This window comes from Micromonospora sp. NPDC048835, assembly GCF_040649995.1.
In the GTDB taxonomy this organism is placed as follows: domain Bacteria; phylum Actinomycetota; class Actinomycetes; order Mycobacteriales; family Micromonosporaceae; genus Micromonospora.
The window spans coordinates 219,908-238,735 of the sequence record NZ_JBEZGM010000004.1 but is presented as its reverse complement, the minus strand read 5'-3'; the positions used below and the strand labels follow the sequence as shown (position 1 = coordinate 238,735).

Genomic DNA, 18,828 nt, shown 5'->3' with positions numbered 1-18,828 from the left:
GTTCCGCAGCCGTCGGCGTCAGTTCGGGGACGTCGCGCCGGACGGCGTCTCGACCCGGGCCGCTCCGGCCTGGGCCGGCACGGTCGGCGTGGGCCCGTCGCCGGGTGCCCGGCGTACGTCGATCACCTGACCGGTCAGGTCGGAGATCAGCACGTCGAGCGACGACTGGGCGACTGCCTCCGCGGCGAGCAGGGTGTGCTCCGGCTCCTCGCCGAAGGCCCGCGTGCGCATCGGGGTGGCGGTGCGCTCCGGGTTGATGCAGTTGACGCGGACGCCGACGTCGGCCCACTCGTCGGCGAGCGCCTGGGTGAGGTTGACCAGGGCCGCCTTGGTGGCCGAGTAGAGCGCGTAGCGGGCCCGGCCCCGGGTGTAGGAGCTGGAGGTGTAGAGCAGCAACTGGCCCTTGGTCTGTTGCAGGTAGGGCAGCGCCTGGCGGGCGATGGTCACCGGGCCGACGAAGTTGACCTGGAGCACCCGGGCCATGGTCTCCTCGTCCATCTCGGCGAGTTCGCCCCGCTCCAGGACACCGGCGGTGACCACCACGTGGTCGATCCGGCCGGTCGCCTCGAACGCGGTCGTCAGCGCGGCCTCGACGTCCTCGGCCCGCTCCACGTGGGTGCCGGTGCTGGAACGGCTGAACGGGAAGACCTGCGCGCCGAAGCGACGGGCCAGCTCGGTCAACTCGTGGCCGATGCCGTAGCTGCCGCCGAACACCACGATGGTGCGGCCGGTCAGCTCCTCGCTGTAGCTGCGGTGGTCGGTCAGCCGGGGGGCCTGCGCCGCGGCGAGCTGGAAGAGCTTGTCCGCCAGGTGCACGTCGACCGGGTGGGTGACCTTGATGTTCTCGTCCGAACCGTCGATCACCTTGATCGGGGTGCCGGGCAGGTAGCGCAGCACCACGCCGCAGTCGTCGGTGGCGGCGAAGTTCGGGTCACCCTCGGCGATCCGGTACGCCTCCCGGATGGTGGGGGAGCGGAACGCCTGTGGGGTCTGGCCCCGGCGCAGCCGGGAGCGCACCGGGATGTCGGTGATGCAGTCGTTCTCGTCCACCTGGATGATCGTGTCCGCGGAGGGGATGGCCACGTCCACGGCGTCGTAGCTCCAGAGCGCGTTGACGCACTCGCGCACGATCCGGCCGCTGAGCAGCGGGCGGACCGCGTCGTGGAACAGGATGTTGCAGTCCTGCGGGCCGACCGCGTCGAGCGCGATCCGGGTGGTGGCGTTGCGGGTGTCGCCACCCTCGATCACCTTGGTGACCTTGCGCAGGCCGGCCTTGTCGACGATCTGCTGGGCGTCGTCGACGTGACCGGTGGCCATCAGCACGATGATCTCGTCGATCTCCGGTGCCGCCTCGAAGACCGCCAGGGTGTGCTCGATGATCGGCTTACCGGCGATCTTGAGTAGCTGCTTCGGGATGCCGAGACCCAGGCGGGTCCCGGTGCCTCCGGCCAGAACCACCGCCACTGTCCGCGAGGGCCGCCACGGGGTCGGGGTCTCCGCTTCGGCGTCCGGGCCAGTGGTCTGGTCCTGCGTCATTGCCGGATCCTCACTCTCAGGGATGCGTTAACGGAAGGTTCCGCCCGAGCGGCGACGGAATGAACCTTAACGCGCGGACCGCGCCGCCCCAACGCGGGCGACGCGGTCCTCAGGTGCCGTGTCGATGCCGGACGTTCGCCGGCACTCTACTTGCTGTTCGCGTACGCCTCGTATGCCCGGATGACCTCGTCGGTCGGGCCGTCCATCCGGATGAGGCCCGATTCCAGCCAGATCGTCCGTTCGCAGGTGTCCCGTACGGAGGAGAGCTGGTGGCTGACCAGGAACACCGTGCCCGCGCCCTCGCGCAGCTCCCGCACCCGCTGCTCGCTGCGCTTGCGGAAGCCCTTGTCACCGGTGGCGAGCGCCTCGTCGATCAGCAGCACGTCGTGCTTCTTGGCGGCGGCGATGGAGAACCGCAGCCGGGCCGCCATGCCGGACGAGTACGTGCGCATCGGCAGGCTGGCGAAGTCACCCCGCTCGTTGATCCCGGAGAAGTCGATGATGCCCGCGGCCTGCTTGGCCACCTCGTCGGGGTGCATGCCCATGGCCAGGCACCCGAGCACGACGTTGCGCTCCCCGGAGAGGTCGTTGAGCAGGGCGGCGTTGACGCCCAGCAGCGACGGCTGCCCCTGGGTGTGGATGGCACCCCGGTTGACCGGCAGCAGGCCGGCGATGGCCCGCAGGATGGTGGACTTGCCGGAGCCGTTGGTGCCGATCAGCCCGATCGCCTCGCCCCGGTACGCGGTGAAGGAGACTCCCTTGATCGCGTGCACCTCCCGGATGTTCGGCGCGTGGGTGCGCTTGACCAGCCGGCGCAGCGCGGCCACCGGCGTGGTGCCGCCCGAGGCGCCCTGGTGCACCCGGTAGATGATGTGCGCGTCGTCCACGACCACGGTCGGGATGCGCTCCTGCGTCCGGGTCATCGTCGCGCTCGCCTCGATGGGGGCCGCCTCGATGGGGGTGCCGAATCGCTCAACCACGTCCATACTCCTGTTCGCCGCGCCAGAAGTAGATGAAACCGCCGATGCCGGCCACCAGCGCCCAACCGGCGCCGACCAGCCAGAGCTGGGCCAGCGACTCGTTGAGCAGCGGTGCCTCCTCGAGCAGCGCGTACCGCGCCAGCTCGATGTAGACCAGCAGCGGGTTGTACTGCACGAGGGTGGTCGCCCAGCCGGGCAGCCGCTCGAAGAGGCTGACGCTGTAGAGCACACCGGAGCCGTACATCCAGGTGCGCATGATGAACGGCATGACCTGCTTCAGGTCGCTCGACTTGGAGCCCAGCCGGGCCACCACCAGCACCACGCCGGCGTTGAACACCGCCTGCAACAGCAGGGCCGGCACCATCAGCAACCACTCCCAGGTGAGTGGCTCGCCGGTGACCAGCACGATGCCGACGAGCACCACCATCGAGGCCAGCAGTTGCTGGAACTGGGTGATGGTGGTGGACAGCGGCAGGCTGGCCCGGGGGAAGTGCAGCGCCCGGATCAGCCCCAGGTTGCTGCTGATCGCCTGGGTGCCGGCCAGGACCGCGCTCTGGGTGAAGTTGAAGATGAACAGCCCGGTGGTCAGGTAGGCGATGAAGTTCGGGATGCTGCTGTTCTGTGCCAGCACCACCCCGAAGATCAGGTAGTAGACCGCCGCGTTGGTCAGCGGGGTGAGCACCTGCCAGAGCTGACCCAGCTTGGCGTTGCTGTAAGAGGCGACGAGCTTGGCGTTGGCGTACGCGGCGATGAAGTGCCGGTAGGCCCATAGTCGGCGGCTGTACTCGACGAGGCTGGGGCGCTCACCGGCGACCCGGAGCCCGTGCCGAGCGGCCAGCTGCGCCTGGGTCAGGCCCGTGTCGGGGTCGACCAGCGCGGTGGTGGCCATGGAAATGGCGCTCCGATCTTTCGTGCAGACGGGGGTTGCTCGCGACGATCGAATCCTAGTGGGACGTGTGCGCGGGGCGCCGCCTCGTCGCTGCGAGGACAGTAGTCCGAAACACGTCGGGACGCAACCGTACCGTCGTTGCGCTACGCTATCCGGCGTGACCTGCGATAAGAGCCCCCGATGACCACCGAAAAGAGGCGGGTGCCGGCCGGCGCGGCGGTGCTGCGCGACGAGATCACCACGGCAATCCGCCGCGCGCTGATGCAGGAGCTCGCCGCGGTCGGCTACGGCCGGCTCTCCATCGAGGCGGTGGCCCGGCGGGCCGGCGTCAGTAAGACGGCGATCTACCGCCGGTGGAGTTCGAAGCTCGACCTGGTGCTGGAGATCGTCGCCGCCGCCGCGCACGGCAAGCTCCCCGCGCTGGACACCGGCACCCTGCGCGGCGACCTCGCGCTGCTGTTCCAGGCGGTGGCCCACGCGCTGCGGCACCCACTGGCGTCGCAGATCATCCCGGACCTGCTCGCCGAGGCCGCCCGCAATCCCAGCATCGACGCGACCCTGCGTCAGGTGCTGCATGTCCGGCAGCAGGAGATCGGCGGTCGCCTGGTCACCCGTGCCGTGCAACGCGGCGAGCTGCCCGCCGACACCGAGGTGGACGCCGCCGTCGACCTCATCGTGGGTCCGCTCTACTGGCGGCTGGCCATCGCCCGGCTTCCGCTCACCGACGGTTACCTCGACAACCTGGTCGAATCCGTGGCGGCCGGGCTGGGCGCCGACAGCGTGCTGCCCCGTCCCCGGACCGCCCCGATGTCGGGTTGACCAGCACCCGGACACACGACCGTCGGTAGCAGCGGCCATCGCGCCCGACTCCGCTACGCTGCCCCCTTGACACCCGGCCGTCACCGTGCCGACGCCCCTCATCCGCCTGACGAGTAAGGATGCCCGTGGCCAACGTCGACAGCATCGCCGTAGCGCCCGCCGAACCGGACCCGGCGCCGCGGACCGGGCCGGCAGCCCGACCCGCCAACTCCCGCGCGGTGACGTCCCGGGTGCGCGCGCTGGTGGCCGTCACTCCGGCGCTGCTCACCGACGGCGCCGTGATCGCGTTCGCGCTCTTCACCGTGCTCTACCACCTGGCCTTCCTGGGAGACCTGCGTCCGTCGGTGACCTTCCGGATCTGGCTGGTGGCCTGTGTGGTGCTCGCGGTCGTGGCCGTGCTGCGCGCCCGCCGCCGCGCCGGCACCGACAGCACCCCGGACGACAGCGCTCCGACGGCTCCCGAGGAGTCCGTCGGCGCACCGCCCGCCGCCGACCGCCGCCTGCTGGTCGGGGTCCTGGTCGCCGCCGCCGTGGCCGCCGTCACCGCCGGCGTGGCCGGCACCAGCGACAGCGTCCCGTGGTGGATCCCGGCCGTGTTCGGCCTGGTCGCGGCCGTCGGTGGGCTCCTGCTGGTACGCCAGGCCTGGTTGAGCGGCCCGACGCCCGGCCCGGCCGCCCCGGCGCCCACCGCGGGGCAGTCGGCGTACGCGCTCGTCATCTCGGTCCTGGTCGGCGTCTCCTCGCTCTTCCTGGCCCGCAACACCCCGGACGACGTCTACTACGTCGGCAAGTCGGTGTGGATCGCCGAGCGTGACCTGATTCCGCTCAACGACTTCCTGTTCTCCGACAACGTGCTGCCGGCCATGGGCTCCCAGCCGCCTATTCCGTCGATCGAGGTCTTCGACGGCGCGTTCGCACACGTCGTCGGCATCCACGCCAGTTCGGCCCTCTGGTACGTGCTGCTGCCGATCATGGCGGTGATCGCGGTGCTGGCGCTGTGGCGGCTGACGCACCGGTGGGCCCCGCGGCGTCCGGTGCTGGCCTTCACCGTGGCGGTCGCGTACCTCTACCTCGTGGCCGGCGGGGACGCCGCGCTGGGCACGTTCCACCTGCCCCGGCTGCACGAGGGCAAGGGCATGTTCGTCTCGGCGGTCATCCCGCTGATGTGGCTCTACCTGACCGAGTGGTTCGACAACCGGTCGCGGCGCAGCCTGGTGCTCATCGTGGCGCTCTCCGTCACCGCGATCGGGCTCACCAACACCGCGGCGATCATCCTGCCGATGCTCGTCGGCGCGGCCGGCTTCGCCATGCTGCTGGTCGGTCGCTGGAAGGCAGCCGTCGTCGCGGCGGTCGCCGCCCTCGCGTACCCGATCGGCTCTCTCGTGGTCTCCCGTCTGCTGCTCGGCGGGATGGCCGCGACCGGCGCGGACGACGCCTTCTTCGACGCGGCGTACACCTACAAGCGGACCCTGCTGTTCGGCGTGGTCGGGGTGATCAGTGGCCTGGCGCTGTGGTGCGGGGCGTTGCTCGCCCGTCGGCGTACGCCCGCGCTGCTCGCCGCCGGGGCCACCCTGGCGATGAGCGTGCTGTTCGTGCCCGGCGTGCTCGAGGTGCTGAGCGCGTTGAGCGGCATCTCGGTGGTGCTCTGGCGCGTGCCGTGGCTGCTGGCCCTGCCCACGCTCATCGGCCTGCTCTGCACCGTGCGCGTACCGGCGCCGACCCCGGCGCTGCGGCGGGCCGCGTCCGGCGGGATCGCGGTGCTGTTGGTCGCCGCGTTCGCGCTGTTCGCCACCCCGATGTGGTCCGAGAAGAGCTGGGTCGAGGTGCACGAACGCCCCACCTGGAAGCTTCCGCAGCAGCGTCAGGCGATCGCCTTCTGGATCAAGGATCTGGACCGCCCGGAGGGCCTGCTGCTCGCCCCGAAGACGATCATGCGCACCACCCCGATTGTCACCAGCGAGGTCCGGGTCGTCCTGCCCCGTGACTTCTACCTCGTCGAGTACGACCTCAACTCCCAGTTCGCCAAGGACAGGTTGCTGCTCGCCGGCTTCGCCGACGGCGCCCAGAGCCCGGCACCGGCCGAGTTGACGGCGGCACTGAACCGCCTGGACGTGGGCACCATCTGCGTCTACAACGGCAACACGTACGCCCGCGACACCGCGCCCCAGCTGGGCTACCAGGAGTTCGCCAAGCGCAAGGCGCCCGGGGCGGTGACCTGCTTCCGGCGGGCCGGCTGAGCGCTCCGCCCGCACCGCGGGCCCGACCCCGTGCCGGGGCCGGGCCCGCCCCACTGGGGAACTTTGCCCGAAATGGTGCCGGATACCCGAGCGACACCGAGCTGTCCTCTCGCGTTAAGGTCGCAGTCACACGCAGCCGGCCGCTACCGAGTCGGTGCGCGACGGGGGAGTGACGTCGATCCATCACGGGCACCGCCCGCAATGACATCTCGTAGGGAGCGAACCTCGTTGTTCGGCACGTTGACAGGACGCCTCGGAGTGGCCGCCCAGAGCGCACTGCTGGTACTGGCCTATCTGGTCATGCTCGTCGGTGGCGTATTCGGCTGGATCGGCCTGTTCGCCGTCGCCGGTCTGGCCGCCATCATCGGCGAGTTCGCCGTCGCCCGCTGGTCGCCGCCGTCGCAGCTGCTGTTGGAGAAGGTGGGCCTGCACTGGTCGTACCGACAGCTCACCCGGGACCTCGCCGCCGTGCTGCTGGTCGCCGCCGAGGTGCGGCTCAGCGGCGGCGAACTGACCCTGCTGCTCGTACTGCCGGCCGCGGTGTGGGTCGTGTCGGTCTTCGCCGGCGCGCTGTCCACCATGATCGAGCGTCGTAACCCGCTCTCCGCCATGGTGCGCAACATCGAGCTGGGTCCACTGTCCAGCGCACCCACGCCGCCCGCCTGGGCGGCCGCGGTCGCCGGTGACCGGATGCCCCTGCTCAACCTGCTGCTGGTGCCGGCCGGCGTGGCCGCCGCGGTGCAACACGATCCGACGCCGTTCTTCGCGGCCGGTGCGGTGTCGGCCGTGGCGACCGGTCTGGTCGGGGCCATCATCGCGCTGACCTGGCTCCGCGGTCGCGGCTCCGGGCAGGGCCCGCTGCTGCCGGCGGTCCAGCGGTGGCTGGACACCTACCGGCCGGAGGTGGCGCTCTACTTCGCCGGCCCGGCCAAGGACGTCTACCAGGCGAACATGTGGCTCGCCCCGACCGAGGCGCTCCAGCAGCGCGCGGTGGTGCTGATGCGCAGCAAGGAAGCGTTCTTCGAGTTGGCCGACACCCGGCTGCCGGTGATCTGCGTACCGGCCGGGGTCGACTTCATGAACCTCGACCTCGGCGGCGTCCGCGCGGCGCTCTACGCCGCGAACGTCGGCGCGAACATCCACATGCTCCGCGAGCCGGGTACGGCGCACGTCTTCGTCGGGCACGGCGACAGCGACAAGCAGGCGAGCGTCAACCCCTACAGCAAGGTGTACGACGAGGTCTGGGTCGCCGGCCTGGCCGGTCGGGAGCGCTACGCGCGGGCCGGCGTGGGAGTGCTCGACTCGGACATCGTCGAGATCGGTCGGCCGCAGCTCGCCGGGGTGCACACCTTCGGCGCCGAGTCGGTGGACCGGCCGTTCACCGTGCTCTACGCGCCCACCTGGGAGGGCTGGCTCGACGACGATCCGTACCACACCTCGCTGGTGCTGATGGGTGAGCGGATCGTCAAGGGGCTGCTCGCCACCAACCCCCGGCTCCGCCTCATCTACAAGCCGCACCCGCTGACCGGGTCGCGGTCCAAGATGGCGAAGGCCGTGCACGAGCGGATCGTCGCGGCGATCCGGGCCGCCGGGGGCAACCCGGACGCGTCCTCGCTCGACGGCACCGCGCACCTGGTGGTCACCGGCCGCACGCCCGGGTTGTTCGACTGCTTCAACCAGACGGATCTGCTGATCAGCGACGTGTCCAGTGTGGTGTCGGACTTCGTGCAGAGCCAGCGGCCGTACGTGGTGGCAAACCCGGCCGGCCTCTCCGAGGACGACTTCCGCCGCGAGTACCCGACGGCGCGGGCCGCGTACCTGCTCTCCAAGGACTGCGGCGAGCTGGAGAAGATCGTGACTGTCACCCGGGCCGGCGACGACCCGATGACCGAGGCCCGCCGGGAGCTGAAGACCTACCTGCTCGGCCCCGCCGAGGCGAACCCGATGGACCGGTTCCAGGAGGAGATCGGCCGCCTCTGCCGCTGATCCCGCGTACACCCGGCGCGCCCGGTCCGAGACATCTCGGGCCGGGCGCGTCCGTGTCAGCCCAGCAGGGCGGCGACCGCGTCGGCGGCCGGACGGTCCGCCGGCAACGCCTGCGCCGCCACCACCGCCGCGACCGGCAGCGGGCCGTACACGTGCGGGAAGAGGGCCCCGCCGCGCGACGGCTCCCAGCGCAGCGCGTCGCCGAGGCGTTCCTCGTCAACGCTGAGCAGCGTCAACCCGGTGACGCCGGCGAAGTGCCGCCGGGCGGTCTCGACCACCTGGTCGCCGCCGGAGAGGTGGATGAAGCCGTCCTGTCGGTCCACCGGGGAGCCGGCGAAGGCACCGGCGGCGAGAGCGTCGTCCCATTCCGCGCTCGACAGCAGTTTGTAGATCACCAGAGCAGCGTACGGGGCTGCCGCCGGCGCACTCGCCCGGTTTCGCCGCGCCCGTCGCCTCCCGCCGGGCATGCTCAGGTCAACGGCCGCGGAGGGATGGGCGATGCAGAGCTACGACGATGACTGGACCGACAGCCAGCGCGCGCTGTACGACGAGTGCTACCGGGCCGGCGGCGAGTGGGCCGAGGACCCGGACACTCCGTCCGACGACGTACAGCACGTGATCAACCTGGCCGAGGCGGACGACGACGCCTTCCAGGACGCCGAGATCGACTTTCCGCCCCTGGTCGACGCGGTCACCCAGGCCGGCGGGGTCACCGTCACCAGCGTGCCGGCCAGCCACGAGGACCCGGGTTTCCGGGGGTTCACCGACGGCGTCCGGGACGCCACCGCCGACGACGTCTTCGGCCTGTAGCGGCCGGTGGCCCGCCCGGTCGGGGGCGGGCGGCCTCCCGGTCCGCGCGCGCTTCTGCCACCATTCGCAGAACAGCGCTGCGACGGACGGGGGCACGGGTGCGGATCCTGCTGGTGGAGGACGACCGCCGGGTCGCCGCTGCGCTGTCCTCCGCCCTCACCCGCCGGGGGTACGAGGTCGAGCACGCGGCCACCGTCGCCGCCGCGCTCTCCGCCGCCCCCTGCGACCTGGTGCTGCTCGACCTGACCCTGCCCGACGGGGACGGCACCGACCTGTGCCGGGAGCTGCGGCGACGCAGCAGCCAGCTCGGCATCATCGCGGTGACCGCCCGGGGTGAGGAACGGGACCGGGTGCTTGGTCTGCGCCTCGGCGCGGACGACTACGTGGTCAAGCCGTTCTCGATGGTGGAGTTGCAGGCCCGGATCGAGGCGGTGCTGCGTCGCGCCGCGAACGCCGCGCCCGAGCGGCACCTCATCGAGGCCGGTTCGGTCCGCATCGACGTGGCCGCGCGAACGGTGACCGTGGACGGCCGCGTCGTCACGTTGACCCGCAAGGAGTTCGACGTGCTCCTCTCGCTGGCCCGCCAGCCCGGGGTGGCGGTGCCCCGCGACCGGATCCTGCTCGACGCTTGGGGCACCACCTGGGCCGACCGGCACACGGTGGAGGTGCACGTCGGGTCGCTGCGCGGCAAGCTCGGCGACGCCAGCCTGGTGGAGACCGTACGCGGCGTCGGCTACCGGCTCCGCGACGCGTGAGGAGCTGACGTGCGCCGCCGCCTGGTGATCAGCTATCTGCTGCTGATGGTCCTCGTCCTCATCGCGTTGGAGACCCCGCTCGCCGCCACGATGGCCAGCCGGGAGACCGAACGGGTCCGCGCCGACCGGCTCGCCGACGCCACCCGGTTCGCCTCGCTCGCCGGGCCGGCGCTGCGCGACGGTGGGCCCGGCCCGATCGAGTCGGAGCTGAGCAGCTACGACGACCTGTACGCCATCGGCACCGCGATCGTCGACCGGGACCGGAACACCCCGGTCTCGTCGCCGAGGTGGCAGCCCAGCCCGGCGACCGCGGCGGTGTTGGACGTCGCGCTGTCCGGGCAGCAGACGAGCGCCCCCGAGTCGGTCTGGCCCTGGACGACCGACCCGGTGGTGGTGGCGGTACCGATCAACGACGGAGGTGAGGTGCTCGGCGCGGTGGTGATCGTGACCTCGGCCGGCCCGATCCGCCGCGCTGTCCTCTCGTGGTGGCTGCTGCTCGCCCTGGCCGGCCTGCTCGCCGTGCTGGCCTGCGTGCTCACCGCGTTCGGGTTGGCCGGGTGGGTGCTGCGGCCGGTCACCGAACTGGACGCGGTCACCCACGAGATCGCCGAGGGTGACCGGGGCGCCCGGGTGCAGCACCGGCTGGGGCCGCCGGAGCTGCGCCGTCTCGCGGGCAGCTTCAACCACATGGCCGACGTGGTCTCCGACGTGATGGACCGGCAGCGCGCGTTCGTCGCGCACGCCAGCCACCAACTGCGCAACCCGCTCACCGCGCTGCGGTTGCGGGTGGAGGAGTTGGGGCCCAGTCTCACCGACCCGGCCGGCCGCTCGGAGCACCGGTTGGCACTGGAGGAGACCGACCGGCTCGCGCTGGTGCTCGACGCGCTGCTCACCCTCGCCCGCGCCGAACGGGAGGAGAACGAGCGCGTCACCGTGGACGCCGCCGCGGTGGCCGCCTCCCGGGTGGCCGCGTGGGCGCCGCTGGCCCGACACCGGTCGGTCGCGTTGCGGCTGGCCACGACCGACGCCCCGGCGTACGCCCAGACCGTGCCGACCGCCGTCGACCAGGCGCTGGACGCGCTCATCGACAACGCGGTGAAGTTCAGCGGGGCGGGTGGTGCGGTGACGGTGACGGTGGCCCGCCGCGACGGCGGGGTGGCCCTTGAGGTGCGCGACTCCGGCCCCGGCATGACCGAGAGTCAGCTCGGCCAGGCGACCGAGCGGTTCTGGCGGGCCCCGGACGCGCAGAACGTGGACGGCGCGGGGTTGGGCCTGACCATCGCCGCCGTACTTGTCGACGCGTCGGACGGGCGGCTCACCATGCGCCCGGGGGAGTCGCGGGGGCTGGTCGCCGCCCTGTGGTTCCCGACGCCTCCCCTCGCGACGGAGCCGGCGGAGGAGGAACCGGCCGCCGAGCTGCGGCCCTCACCGGTGCGCTGAGGGCCGGCCGTCACGGTTTGGTGTCGCGGTACCAGGCGGCGGCGCCCGGGTGCAGCGACAGCGGCGCGGTGACGATCGCCGAGCGGGGGCTCATCCGTCCCGCCGCCGGGTGGGCGGCGGCCAACTCCGCCCGGCGCTCCATCAGCAGCCGGGTCACCTCACGGACCAGCGGCTCCGGCAGGTTGGCCCGGACGATCAGGTAGTTCGGATCGGCCACCGTGGTCACCGCGTCCGTCCCGTAGACCGAGCGGGGGATGTCGCGGGAGACGTAGACCTGGCCGAACCGCGAGCGCAGCGGCTCGGTCCACTCGCTGAGGTCCACGATCCGGATGGCGCTGGCCCTGGCCAACTCCTCGATGCCCCGGACCGGTAATCCGCCGGAGAAGAAGAACGCGTCGATCCGCCCGGAGCGCAGCGCCGTCACCGAGTCGTCCAGGCCGAGCCGTTCGCGGCGCACCTCGTCGCCACCGAGGCGGGCCACCTCCAGCAGCCGGGTCGCGGTGATCTCGGTGCCCGAGCCGGCCGCGCCGACGGAGATCCGCCGGCCACGCAGGTCGGCGACCGTGCGGACCGGGCCGCCGCTCGTGGTGACCAGGTGCAGTTGGTCGTCGTACACCCGGGCGACGGCCTCGACGGTGGGGCTGCCCGCCGTGCTGGTGGGCAGCACGTCGGCCTGGGTGAAACCCAGCTCCGCCCCGCCGGAGCCGACGAGTTGGACGTTCTCCGCCGAGGCGGCGGTGATCACCACGCTGGCCCGCACGCCGGGGAGTTCCCGGTTGAGGATGGTCGCCAGGGACTGCCCGAAGGCGTAGTAGACGGCGGTGGGGCTGCCGGTGGCGATCCGGATCGACGTCGGCTCGGTCGGGGTGTCCCGGCAGCTGGCCACGGCCAGGTTCGCGATCAGCAACGCCGTCGACAGGGCGGCCAGGCCGGCACGGCTGGACGAGGTACGACTCACGCGCTGCACTGTGCGCCGTCGGGCGGGTGCGCGCAAGCCCGTACCGTGCCGGACCGTCGGGACCTGATCAGCAGGCCGCGCGAGCTGCCGGCAGCACGCCCGCGCCCCGCGCCGGCGTCGGGTTCGTCGCACGCGCCGTCGCGGGTACGGAGATCGGGCCGCGCGCCGGCTCCAACGCCGCGCTGCGCAGAATCCGCTGCCGGTCCGGGCCGTCGGCCACGCTGACCAGGAAGCAGCCGGTGCCCGGGTGCAGCCGGGCCGGCACGTCGAGCACGGCCGCGCCCCGGATCAGCACCGCGGCCAACTCCCGGTCGGTGAGCCGGACCCCGAGGATGTGCCGCCGGACGTGCCGCCCGGCGGCCAGCAGCGCCGAGCGCCAGGCCGCCTCCGCCAGCCGGGTCACCAACCGCCGACGGGCCGGTGAGGCGCCGGGCAGCGGCCCGCCGAGCAGCTCGCGCCGCCCCTGCCGCCAGCCCGCGTCCACCACCCGGGTGTACGCCCTCTGGTGCTCCCGGGGCACCCACAGCCGGTGCAGCTCGTAGCGGCGGCGCAGACCACCGACGGCCACCTCGTGGGTGACCGGGATGTCCAGCCGGGCGAGCAGTTGCCGCATCCGCTGCGCGGCGTCCTCCCGGTTGAACTCCACCGCGGGGGTGTGCTCGGCGCGGACCGCGCTCGGTCGGGTGGCGGTCGGCGGCGGGGTGCAGCGCAGCAGGCAGGCGGCCTCGAACGCGTCGCCGAGCGTCAACCAGCCCAGCGGGGCCGGGGTCGTCGAGGGGTGGGGCCGGTCGAGCAGGGCGGGTTCGCGGGTCAACGGAGGCTCCCTTGTCGGAGTCTGGGTTGCCTTACCGTGGCCCCTGCCGCGCCGTTACGGAACCGCTGCGGCCCAGCCTTGAGCAAATCTTGCGGCAGCCGCCCCGCTACAGGTCGGTGACCACCAGATCCACCTGCCGTACCCGGCCCGGAGCGCTGTCGTGCTCCAGCACGGTGTGCTTCAACTCCCGCAGGGTGCCCACCAGCTCCGCGGCGGTGCGTGGCCGGGCGCCGGCGACGAGCAGGTCACGGACCAGCCGCCCCTTGGTCGCCTTGTTGAAGTGGCTGACCACCGACCGGACCGGCACACCGTCGACCTCCCGCTCGTGCAGCACCCGGACGGTCACGGTCCGCTCGGCCAACTCGCCGCGCGGCGTCCAGGTGGCGGCGTACGCGCCGGAGCGCAGGTCCAGCACCGGCCCCCGCCCGGCGGCGGCGTCCACCGCCGGCGTCAGCTCCCCGCGCCAGTACGTCGACAGCGCCCCGACGTCGGGCAGGCGCGCGCCGATCGGGCAGCGGTACGGCGGGATCCGGTCGGCCAGCCGGACCGCACCCCACAGCCCGGAACTGATCAGGATCGACCGGCGGGCCGCCCGTTGCGCCGGGGCCGGCAACGAGGCCAGGTCCAGCGCCTCGTAGAGCACGCCGGTGTAGAGCCGTTCGGCCGGTGCGGTGGCGGCCTCCCGTAGTCGGGCATTGCGCCGCAGCTCGCCCCGCTGACCCTCGCTGAGGCCGAGCGCCACCCGGGCGGCCTCCTCGTCCGGCCCGGCGCTCAGCGCCACCAGGGCGTCCAGCACCCGTTCCCGGGCCGGGTTCAGGTCGGGCAGCGAGAGCCGGTCCGGGGCCCACCGCCGTCCGGTGCCGGCGTCGGCCTTCCCCTCCGAGGGCGGCAGCAGGATGAGCATGGTTCTCCTCGACGGGCGAAACGGCGGCACCCCACGCGCCGGCCCGGCCAGCGTACGACCCGCCGCTACCGCCAGGGCCGCACCGGGGTGTCGGGGTGGTACACGCGATAGCCGCCGACCTCCCGTACCAGCGCGGCGTCGGCCCGGTCGGCGAGCAACCCGCGCAGCCGCCGGTCCATCGGCGAGTCGACCTCCACCACGTAGCCCGGCCGTTCGGCCCGCCCCACCTGCCGCCAGTACGGTCGGTAGCGGTTCTGCCCCGGTGTCAGCGCGTCGTCGAGCACCCCGCACACCACTGCCTCGTCGGTGTTGAAGATCAACCGGTTGCAGGTCCAGTAGTCCCCGTACACCTCGTGGGGTCCGTCGGCGCGCAGCGCGGCGGCCAGCTTCCGGGCCTGGCGCTCCTCGGTGCGCGACGCCGCCGTGCCGGTGGCCGCGAAGAGCACGGTGGTCACCAGCGTGGCCACGGTCAACGCGGCAAGCACGGCGGTGGAGAGCGCGCCGGCGACCCGCCCCAGCACGCTGCTGGTGCCCCGCCACGCGGTCAGCGCCGCCACCCAGAGCGGCCAGAGCACGGCCGGCAGCGACAGTTGCAGCACCGACAGGTAGCGGGCGTTGTCCAGCGGGCTGGTCGCGGCGAGCGGGCTGCGCACGTACGACAGCAGGGTCAACGCCGCACCGGCGACGAGCGCGAGCTGCACGACCGGCCCGACCCGCTCCCCGCGCGACGCCCCGGCGTGCCGGTAGGCGAGCACCGCGAGCGCCGCGGCGGCCAGCAGCAGCACCGGGTACAGCACCCCGAACCACTGTTGCAAGCGTCCGCAGCCGTCCACCGGGCAGAACCCGTGCGCCAGCGGCACCCCCTCCAGCAGACCGCCCCGGATCCGGTCGGACCACGGCGGCTGCGGCCCGGCCTTCGTGCTGACGTCCCGGAACACCGAGAGCGAGTCGTCACCGGGCCCGGCCCGCAGGTTGTCCACGATCATCGGGGCCACGCCGACGACCACCCCCGCCACCAGCAGCAGCCCGGACCACCCCAACAGCTCCCGCCGTACCGCCCAGACCAGGGCCAGCCCGGCCACCGCGAGGTACGGCAGGATCAGCCAGTCCGACCAGACGGACACCCCGACGAGCAGCCCGAACAGGCCGATCGCGAGCCGTCGGCGGTGGATCGTGCCGGCCGCCAACCCCACGGTGATCAGCAGCATCAGCAGCACCGCAGGCTTCACCTCCGGCCGCCCACCGACGACGGTGAGCTGGTCGCGCACCACCCGCTCCGGCCCCAACGCGAGCAGACCCACCACGAACGCGGCGAACCACGGGGTGCCGAGCCGGCGGGTCAACCTGTGGATCAGGTAGAGGAAGAGCGCGTACAGCACGAGCATCGGCAGGCGCAGCACCGGCCAGCTCGGCCCGAACACCGCCACCAGGGGAGCGGCCAGGTACGACTCCAACGTCCCCATGTAGTGCTGGCCGTAGAGGAAGACCGGGTGTTCCCGACCCTGCCCGATGTGCAGCGCGGCGAGGCCGAAGGTCGCCTCGTCGCTGTTCGACACCGGCACCGTGAAGAGCGTGAGGATCAGCCGGTAGACGACACCGGCGAGCCCGAACAGCAGCGCGACGAGCGCCGGCCGGTCGAGTCGCGGGCGCCATCGCCCGCGGTGCTGCTCTGCATGCGACACGACCAACGCCCCCGTCGTCGTCCCGACCGGAGTGTTTCACGTTCGGTCGGGCCCCCGGGGTGGATCGGCGCAGCCGGGCGGGCCGGACCGGGTCGACCATGGCCGGCTCGCATCGGCGCGGCCGGGGTCGGCTCGCATGGCCGAGGCTGCCGACGTGTGGCAGGGTTGGCGCGTGCCACCCACTCCCGCCGGTCAACTGGCCGTTCCAAATCTGCACCGGGCAGCGCGGATCGAGGACGCCGTACACCAGCTCGTCGAGCGTCGGCTGCGGCGCACCGGCTGGCGGATCAACATCGTCGCGTACACCGGCTACGGCGCGCCGGGTTGGGTGCGGGTGATGTGCCGGGTGCTGCTGGGTCGACCGGACACCCGCCAGCGGGGTCGGCTGGACAAGGTTCGCGGCTGGCGCAGCTTCACCACCCTGCCCGCCAAGCACGTCACCGTGACCATCGAGGCCGGCGGGGTCCGCCACGAGACACGGGCCGACCGCAGCGGCTTCGTCGACACACTCGTCGAGGCCGACCTGCCGCCCGGTTGGGGCACGGTCCGGCTCAGCGTCCCCGACGCCGACCCGGTCGACGCGCCGGTGCGCATCCTCGACCCGGCCGTCACGTTCGGCATCCTCTCCGACATCGACGACACGGTGATGGTGACCGCGCTGCCCCGACCGCTGCTCGCCGCCTGGAACACGTTCGTGCTCGACGAGCACGCCCGCGCGGCCGTGCCCGGCATGGCCGTGCTGTACGAGCGCCTGGTCACCGCGCACCCCGGGGCGCCGGTCTTCTACCTCTCCACCGGCGCGTGGAACGTGGCGCCCACGTTGACCCGCTTCCTGTCCCGGCACCTCTACCCGGCCGGGCCGCTGCTCCTCACCGACTGGGGCCCGACCGCCGACCGCTGGTTCCGCAGCGGCATGGAACACAAGCGCTCCACGCTGGCCCGGCTGGCCCGGGAGTTCCCCGACGTGCGCTGGCTGCTCGTCGGCGACGACGGCCAGCACGACCAGGAGATCTACCGGGAGTTCGCCGCCGCCCACCCGGAGAACGTCGCCGGGGTGGCGATCCGCCGACTCTCCCCGACCCAGTCGGTGCTGGCCGGTAGCCTGCCCGCCCCGGCCGGCCGGCCGTCGTCGGGGCCGGTGGGGCAGAAGTGGCTCTCCGCTCCGGACGGCGCCGGCCTGTGGCAGTTGCTCCGCGACGCCGGCCTGGTGTGACTTCCGTTCAGGACGACGGATCGTCGGCGTCCTGCGGTGCGGTGCCGAGGGACCGGCGAAGCATGGTGACCAGTTCCTCGGCGGCGTGGCGGCTGTCGAAGTCGGGGTCGGCCAGGCACTCCGAGACGATCGCGTCGATGGCTCCGTTCACGATGACGGCGGTGGCCTGCGGGTCGATGCCGGGCCGGTAGTCGCCGGCCGCCCGCGCCGCGTCGATCAGACCGGCGACCGCCTCCCGCCGACTGCGCGCGTTCGGCGTGTCATCGATGCCGGTCTCCTCGCTCAACGCCTCCACGATCATCCGGGTGTGGTCCGGGTAATTGCGCAGGTACGCCACCAAAGACCGGACGTAGGCCTCCACGGCGGACGCACCGGATCGTGCCCCGACCTCGGCACCGACGTACGCGGTGAGGGACTCCAGGACCTCGGCGTAGGCGGTCTGCACGACCGCGTCCTTGGACGGGAAGTGGTAGAGGACGGCGGCCTTGGAGATGCCGGCCGCCTCCGCGATCCGGGCGAGTGAGGTGCCCGGGTAACCGTGCCGGGCGACCAGGTCGATGGTCACGCCAACGAGTTGCGCGCGTCGCGCCTGCTCGGTGATCGTGAGCGGCTTGGCGGCGCGGACCTGCGCTGACGTGGCGTCGTTCGGCTGCACCCGCTTACCGTACCGGCCCCTTCGTCACGCACTTCCTGACCGGGCGGTTGTATTTTCTACCATGCGGTCAGTAATCTGACCCCATGGTGATGAGGCTCGTGGGAAAGGTTGGCGGCTCTCTGCGAGCGCGTCGGCGCGGCCTTCTCCGGGCCGCCGCGGTGCTCACGGCGATCACGGTGGCGATCGCGTACGCGCTGCGCGACCCCGCGCCCGTCGGCTACTTCACGTCCACCGAGTCCCATGATCGTTTCGTCGGTGCGTACCGGGAGGCGATGGCGGACCTGCCGGAGCCCGACCGCACCCTCGACGTCCGGACCGGATACGGCGTCGTACGGCTCTACCACTTCAACGGCGGCACCGGCCCGGCCGCCGCGCCCCTGCTGCTTCTGCCCGGCCGGGCGTCGGCGTCCCCGGTCTGGGCGGACAATCTGCCGTCGCTGCTGCGGTCGCGCGACGTCTACACCGTCGACCTGCTCGGTGAGCCGGGCATGAGCATCCAGCAGCGCCCCATCAGGGACGCGACAGCGCACGCGCAGTGGCTGCACGAGGTCCTGCTGGCGTTGCCCGAGCCGACCATCCATCTGGTCGGCGTGTCGTTCGGCGGTTGGACGGCGATGAACCTCGCGGTACACCGGCCACAGAAGGTCGGCAGTGTCGTCCTGCTCGATCCGGTCCTGGTCTTCGCTGGTCTGTCGGCGGAGGTGGTGCTGCGGTCCATCCCGGTGAGCGTCCGCTGGGCCCCTCGATCCTGGCGGGACAGCTTCACCAGTTGGACGGCGAACGGCGCCCCGGTGGAGGACGTACCGATCGCTCGGATGATCGAGGCCGGCATGCAGGCGTACGTGGTGAAGCTGTCTTCGCCGGCCCGACCGTCCGAGGACCAGCTCGCGGCGGTCGACGTCCCGGTGCTGGTCCTGATGGCGGGGAAGTCCCGCCTGCACGACGCCGACGAGGCCGCGAAGCTGGCCGATCGGTCCCTGACCCACGGCACCGTGAAGATCTACCCGCACGCGTCGCACGCCCTCAACGGTGAATACCCGAACGAGATAGCTGCCGACATCTCCGCGTTCCTCGACTGACAGGCGAACCCTCCTCGACGTCGGTCGGCATGACCGCACATGCGAAACCCCCGGACACCGCTGTCGCGGTG

Annotated in this window: 17 protein-coding genes; 8 read left to right on the top strand and 9 right to left on the bottom strand. The window is 72.4% G+C overall.

Annotated elements, in window-relative coordinates; translation table 11 throughout:
- Positions 1–18 precede the first annotated feature (18 nt).
- The 3 genes from AB0C15_RS07600 to AB0C15_RS07590 all read right to left on the bottom strand — a co-directional run bounded on the left by AB0C15_RS07600 (position 19) and on the right by AB0C15_RS07590 (position 3,405).
- Positions 19–1,536, bottom strand: a complete 1,518-nt coding sequence (locus AB0C15_RS07600; protein ID WP_357349728.1) for a bifunctional cytidylyltransferase/SDR family oxidoreductase — start codon at positions 1,534–1,536, stop codon at positions 19–21.
- A gap of 146 nt (positions 1,537–1,682) precedes the next feature.
- Positions 1,683–2,522, bottom strand: coding sequence for an ABC transporter ATP-binding protein (locus tag AB0C15_RS07595; RefSeq protein ID WP_357349726.1), 840 nt, complete (start codon positions 2,520–2,522; stop codon positions 1,683–1,685).
- Positions 2,509–3,405, bottom strand: a complete 897-nt coding sequence (locus AB0C15_RS07590; protein WP_357349724.1) for an ABC transporter permease — start codon at positions 3,403–3,405, stop codon at positions 2,509–2,511. Before AB0C15_RS07590 ends, AB0C15_RS07595 begins: the two co-directional genes overlap by 14 nt.
- 180 nt (positions 3,406–3,585) lie before the next feature.
- Between AB0C15_RS07590 and AB0C15_RS07585 the strand changes: the two genes are divergently transcribed.
- The 3 genes from AB0C15_RS07585 to AB0C15_RS07575 all read left to right on the top strand — a co-directional run bounded on the left by AB0C15_RS07585 (position 3,586) and on the right by AB0C15_RS07575 (position 8,447).
- Complete coding sequence (locus tag AB0C15_RS07585; RefSeq protein WP_357349722.1) at positions 3,586–4,224, top strand: TetR/AcrR family transcriptional regulator; 639 nt, start codon at positions 3,586–3,588, stop codon at positions 4,222–4,224.
- 125 nt (positions 4,225–4,349) lie between these two features.
- The gene (locus tag AB0C15_RS07580) at positions 4,350–6,461 is read left to right on the top strand and encodes a DUF6077 domain-containing protein (RefSeq protein ID WP_357349720.1); all 2,112 of its coding nucleotides are present in this window, start codon (positions 4,350–4,352) and stop codon (positions 6,459–6,461) included.
- Positions 6,462–6,662: 201 nt separating this feature from the next.
- The gene (locus AB0C15_RS07575; protein WP_357349718.1) at positions 6,663–8,447 is read left to right on the top strand and encodes a CDP-glycerol glycerophosphotransferase family protein; all 1,785 of its coding nucleotides are present in this window, start codon (positions 6,663–6,665) and stop codon (positions 8,445–8,447) included.
- Positions 8,448–8,503: 56 nt separating this feature from the next.
- On the opposite strand, the gene AB0C15_RS07570 is transcribed toward AB0C15_RS07575, so the two are convergent.
- A complete protein-coding gene (locus AB0C15_RS07570) occupies positions 8,504–8,842 on the bottom strand; it encodes a DUF952 domain-containing protein (RefSeq protein WP_357349716.1) in 339 nt (112 codons plus the stop codon).
- Between the two features lie 103 nt (positions 8,843–8,945).
- On the opposite strand from AB0C15_RS07570, the gene AB0C15_RS07565 reads away from it, so the two are divergent.
- From AB0C15_RS07565 to AB0C15_RS07555, 3 genes are all read left to right on the top strand, one after another.
- Positions 8,946–9,257, top strand: a complete 312-nt coding sequence (locus AB0C15_RS07565; RefSeq protein ID WP_357349714.1) for a hypothetical protein — start codon at positions 8,946–8,948, stop codon at positions 9,255–9,257.
- A 98-nt stretch (positions 9,258–9,355) separates the two neighbouring features.
- Entirely contained in the window at positions 9,356–10,012 is a 657-nt protein-coding gene (locus AB0C15_RS07560) for a response regulator transcription factor (protein WP_357349712.1), read from the top strand.
- 9 nt (positions 10,013–10,021) lie between these two features.
- Positions 10,022–11,452: a HAMP domain-containing sensor histidine kinase gene (locus AB0C15_RS07555; protein ID WP_357349710.1), complete on the top strand. Its 1,431-nt coding sequence runs from the start codon at positions 10,022–10,024 to the stop codon at positions 11,450–11,452.
- 10 nt (positions 11,453–11,462) lie between these two features.
- Here AB0C15_RS07555 and AB0C15_RS07550 read toward each other — a convergent pair whose 3' ends face one another.
- From AB0C15_RS07550 to AB0C15_RS07535, 4 genes are all read right to left on the bottom strand, one after another.
- On the bottom strand, positions 11,463–12,419 hold the full coding sequence (locus AB0C15_RS07550) for a TAXI family TRAP transporter solute-binding subunit (protein ID WP_357349708.1): 957 nt from the start codon (positions 12,417–12,419) through the stop codon (positions 11,463–11,465).
- A 58-nt stretch (positions 12,420–12,477) separates the two neighbouring features.
- Positions 12,478–13,224 carry a hypothetical protein gene (locus AB0C15_RS07545; RefSeq protein WP_357349706.1) on the bottom strand — a complete coding sequence of 249 codons (747 nt, stop codon included), beginning with the start codon at positions 13,222–13,224 and terminating at the stop codon, positions 12,478–12,480.
- Positions 13,225–13,330: 106 nt separating this feature from the next.
- A complete protein-coding gene (gene yaaA, locus AB0C15_RS07540) occupies positions 13,331–14,128 on the bottom strand; it encodes a peroxide stress protein YaaA (RefSeq protein ID WP_357349704.1) in 798 nt (265 codons plus the stop codon).
- Positions 14,129–14,193: 65 nt separating this feature from the next.
- Positions 14,194–15,810 carry a hypothetical protein gene (locus AB0C15_RS07535; protein ID WP_357349702.1) on the bottom strand — a complete coding sequence of 539 codons (1,617 nt, stop codon included), beginning with the start codon at positions 15,808–15,810 and terminating at the stop codon, positions 14,194–14,196.
- Between the two features lie 172 nt (positions 15,811–15,982).
- On the opposite strand from AB0C15_RS07535, the gene AB0C15_RS07530 reads away from it, so the two are divergent.
- Positions 15,983–17,023 carry a phosphatase domain-containing protein gene (locus AB0C15_RS07530; protein ID WP_357349893.1) on the top strand — a complete coding sequence of 347 codons (1,041 nt, stop codon included), beginning with the start codon at positions 15,983–15,985 and terminating at the stop codon, positions 17,021–17,023.
- Between the two features lie 7 nt (positions 17,024–17,030).
- On the opposite strand, the gene AB0C15_RS07525 is transcribed toward AB0C15_RS07530, so the two are convergent.
- On the bottom strand, positions 17,031–17,678 hold the full coding sequence (locus tag AB0C15_RS07525; RefSeq protein ID WP_357349700.1) for a TetR/AcrR family transcriptional regulator: 648 nt from the start codon (positions 17,676–17,678) through the stop codon (positions 17,031–17,033).
- Between the two features lie 83 nt (positions 17,679–17,761).
- On the opposite strand from AB0C15_RS07525, the gene AB0C15_RS07520 reads away from it, so the two are divergent.
- Complete coding sequence (locus AB0C15_RS07520; RefSeq protein ID WP_357349698.1) at positions 17,762–18,757, top strand: alpha/beta hydrolase; 996 nt, start codon at positions 17,762–17,764, stop codon at positions 18,755–18,757.
- Positions 18,758–18,828 lie beyond the last annotated feature (71 nt).

Excerpts from the sequence above, each read along its gene's own strand:
- AB0C15_RS07520 (WP_357349698.1), top strand. The coding sequence starts at position 17,762 with ATGGTGATGAGGCTCGTGGGAAAGGTTGGCGGCTCTCTGCGAGCGCGT.
- AB0C15_RS07595 (WP_357349726.1), bottom strand. The coding sequence starts at position 2,522 with ATGGACGTGGTTGAGCGATTCGGCACCCCCATCGAGGCGGCCCCCATC.
- AB0C15_RS07575 (WP_357349718.1), top strand. The coding sequence starts at position 6,663 with ATGACATCTCGTAGGGAGCGAACCTCGTTGTTCGGCACGTTGACAGGA.
- yaaA (WP_357349704.1), bottom strand. The coding sequence starts at position 14,128 with ATGCTCATCCTGCTGCCGCCCTCGGAGGGGAAGGCCGACGCCGGCACC.
- AB0C15_RS07565 (WP_357349714.1), top strand. The coding sequence starts at position 8,946 with ATGCAGAGCTACGACGATGACTGGACCGACAGCCAGCGCGCGCTGTAC.
- AB0C15_RS07585 (WP_357349722.1), top strand. The coding sequence starts at position 3,586 with ATGACCACCGAAAAGAGGCGGGTGCCGGCCGGCGCGGCGGTGCTGCGC.
- AB0C15_RS07600 (WP_357349728.1), bottom strand. The coding sequence starts at position 1,536 with ATGACGCAGGACCAGACCACTGGCCCGGACGCCGAAGCGGAGACCCCG.
- AB0C15_RS07590 (WP_357349724.1), bottom strand. The coding sequence starts at position 3,405 with ATGGCCACCACCGCGCTGGTCGACCCCGACACGGGCCTGACCCAGGCG.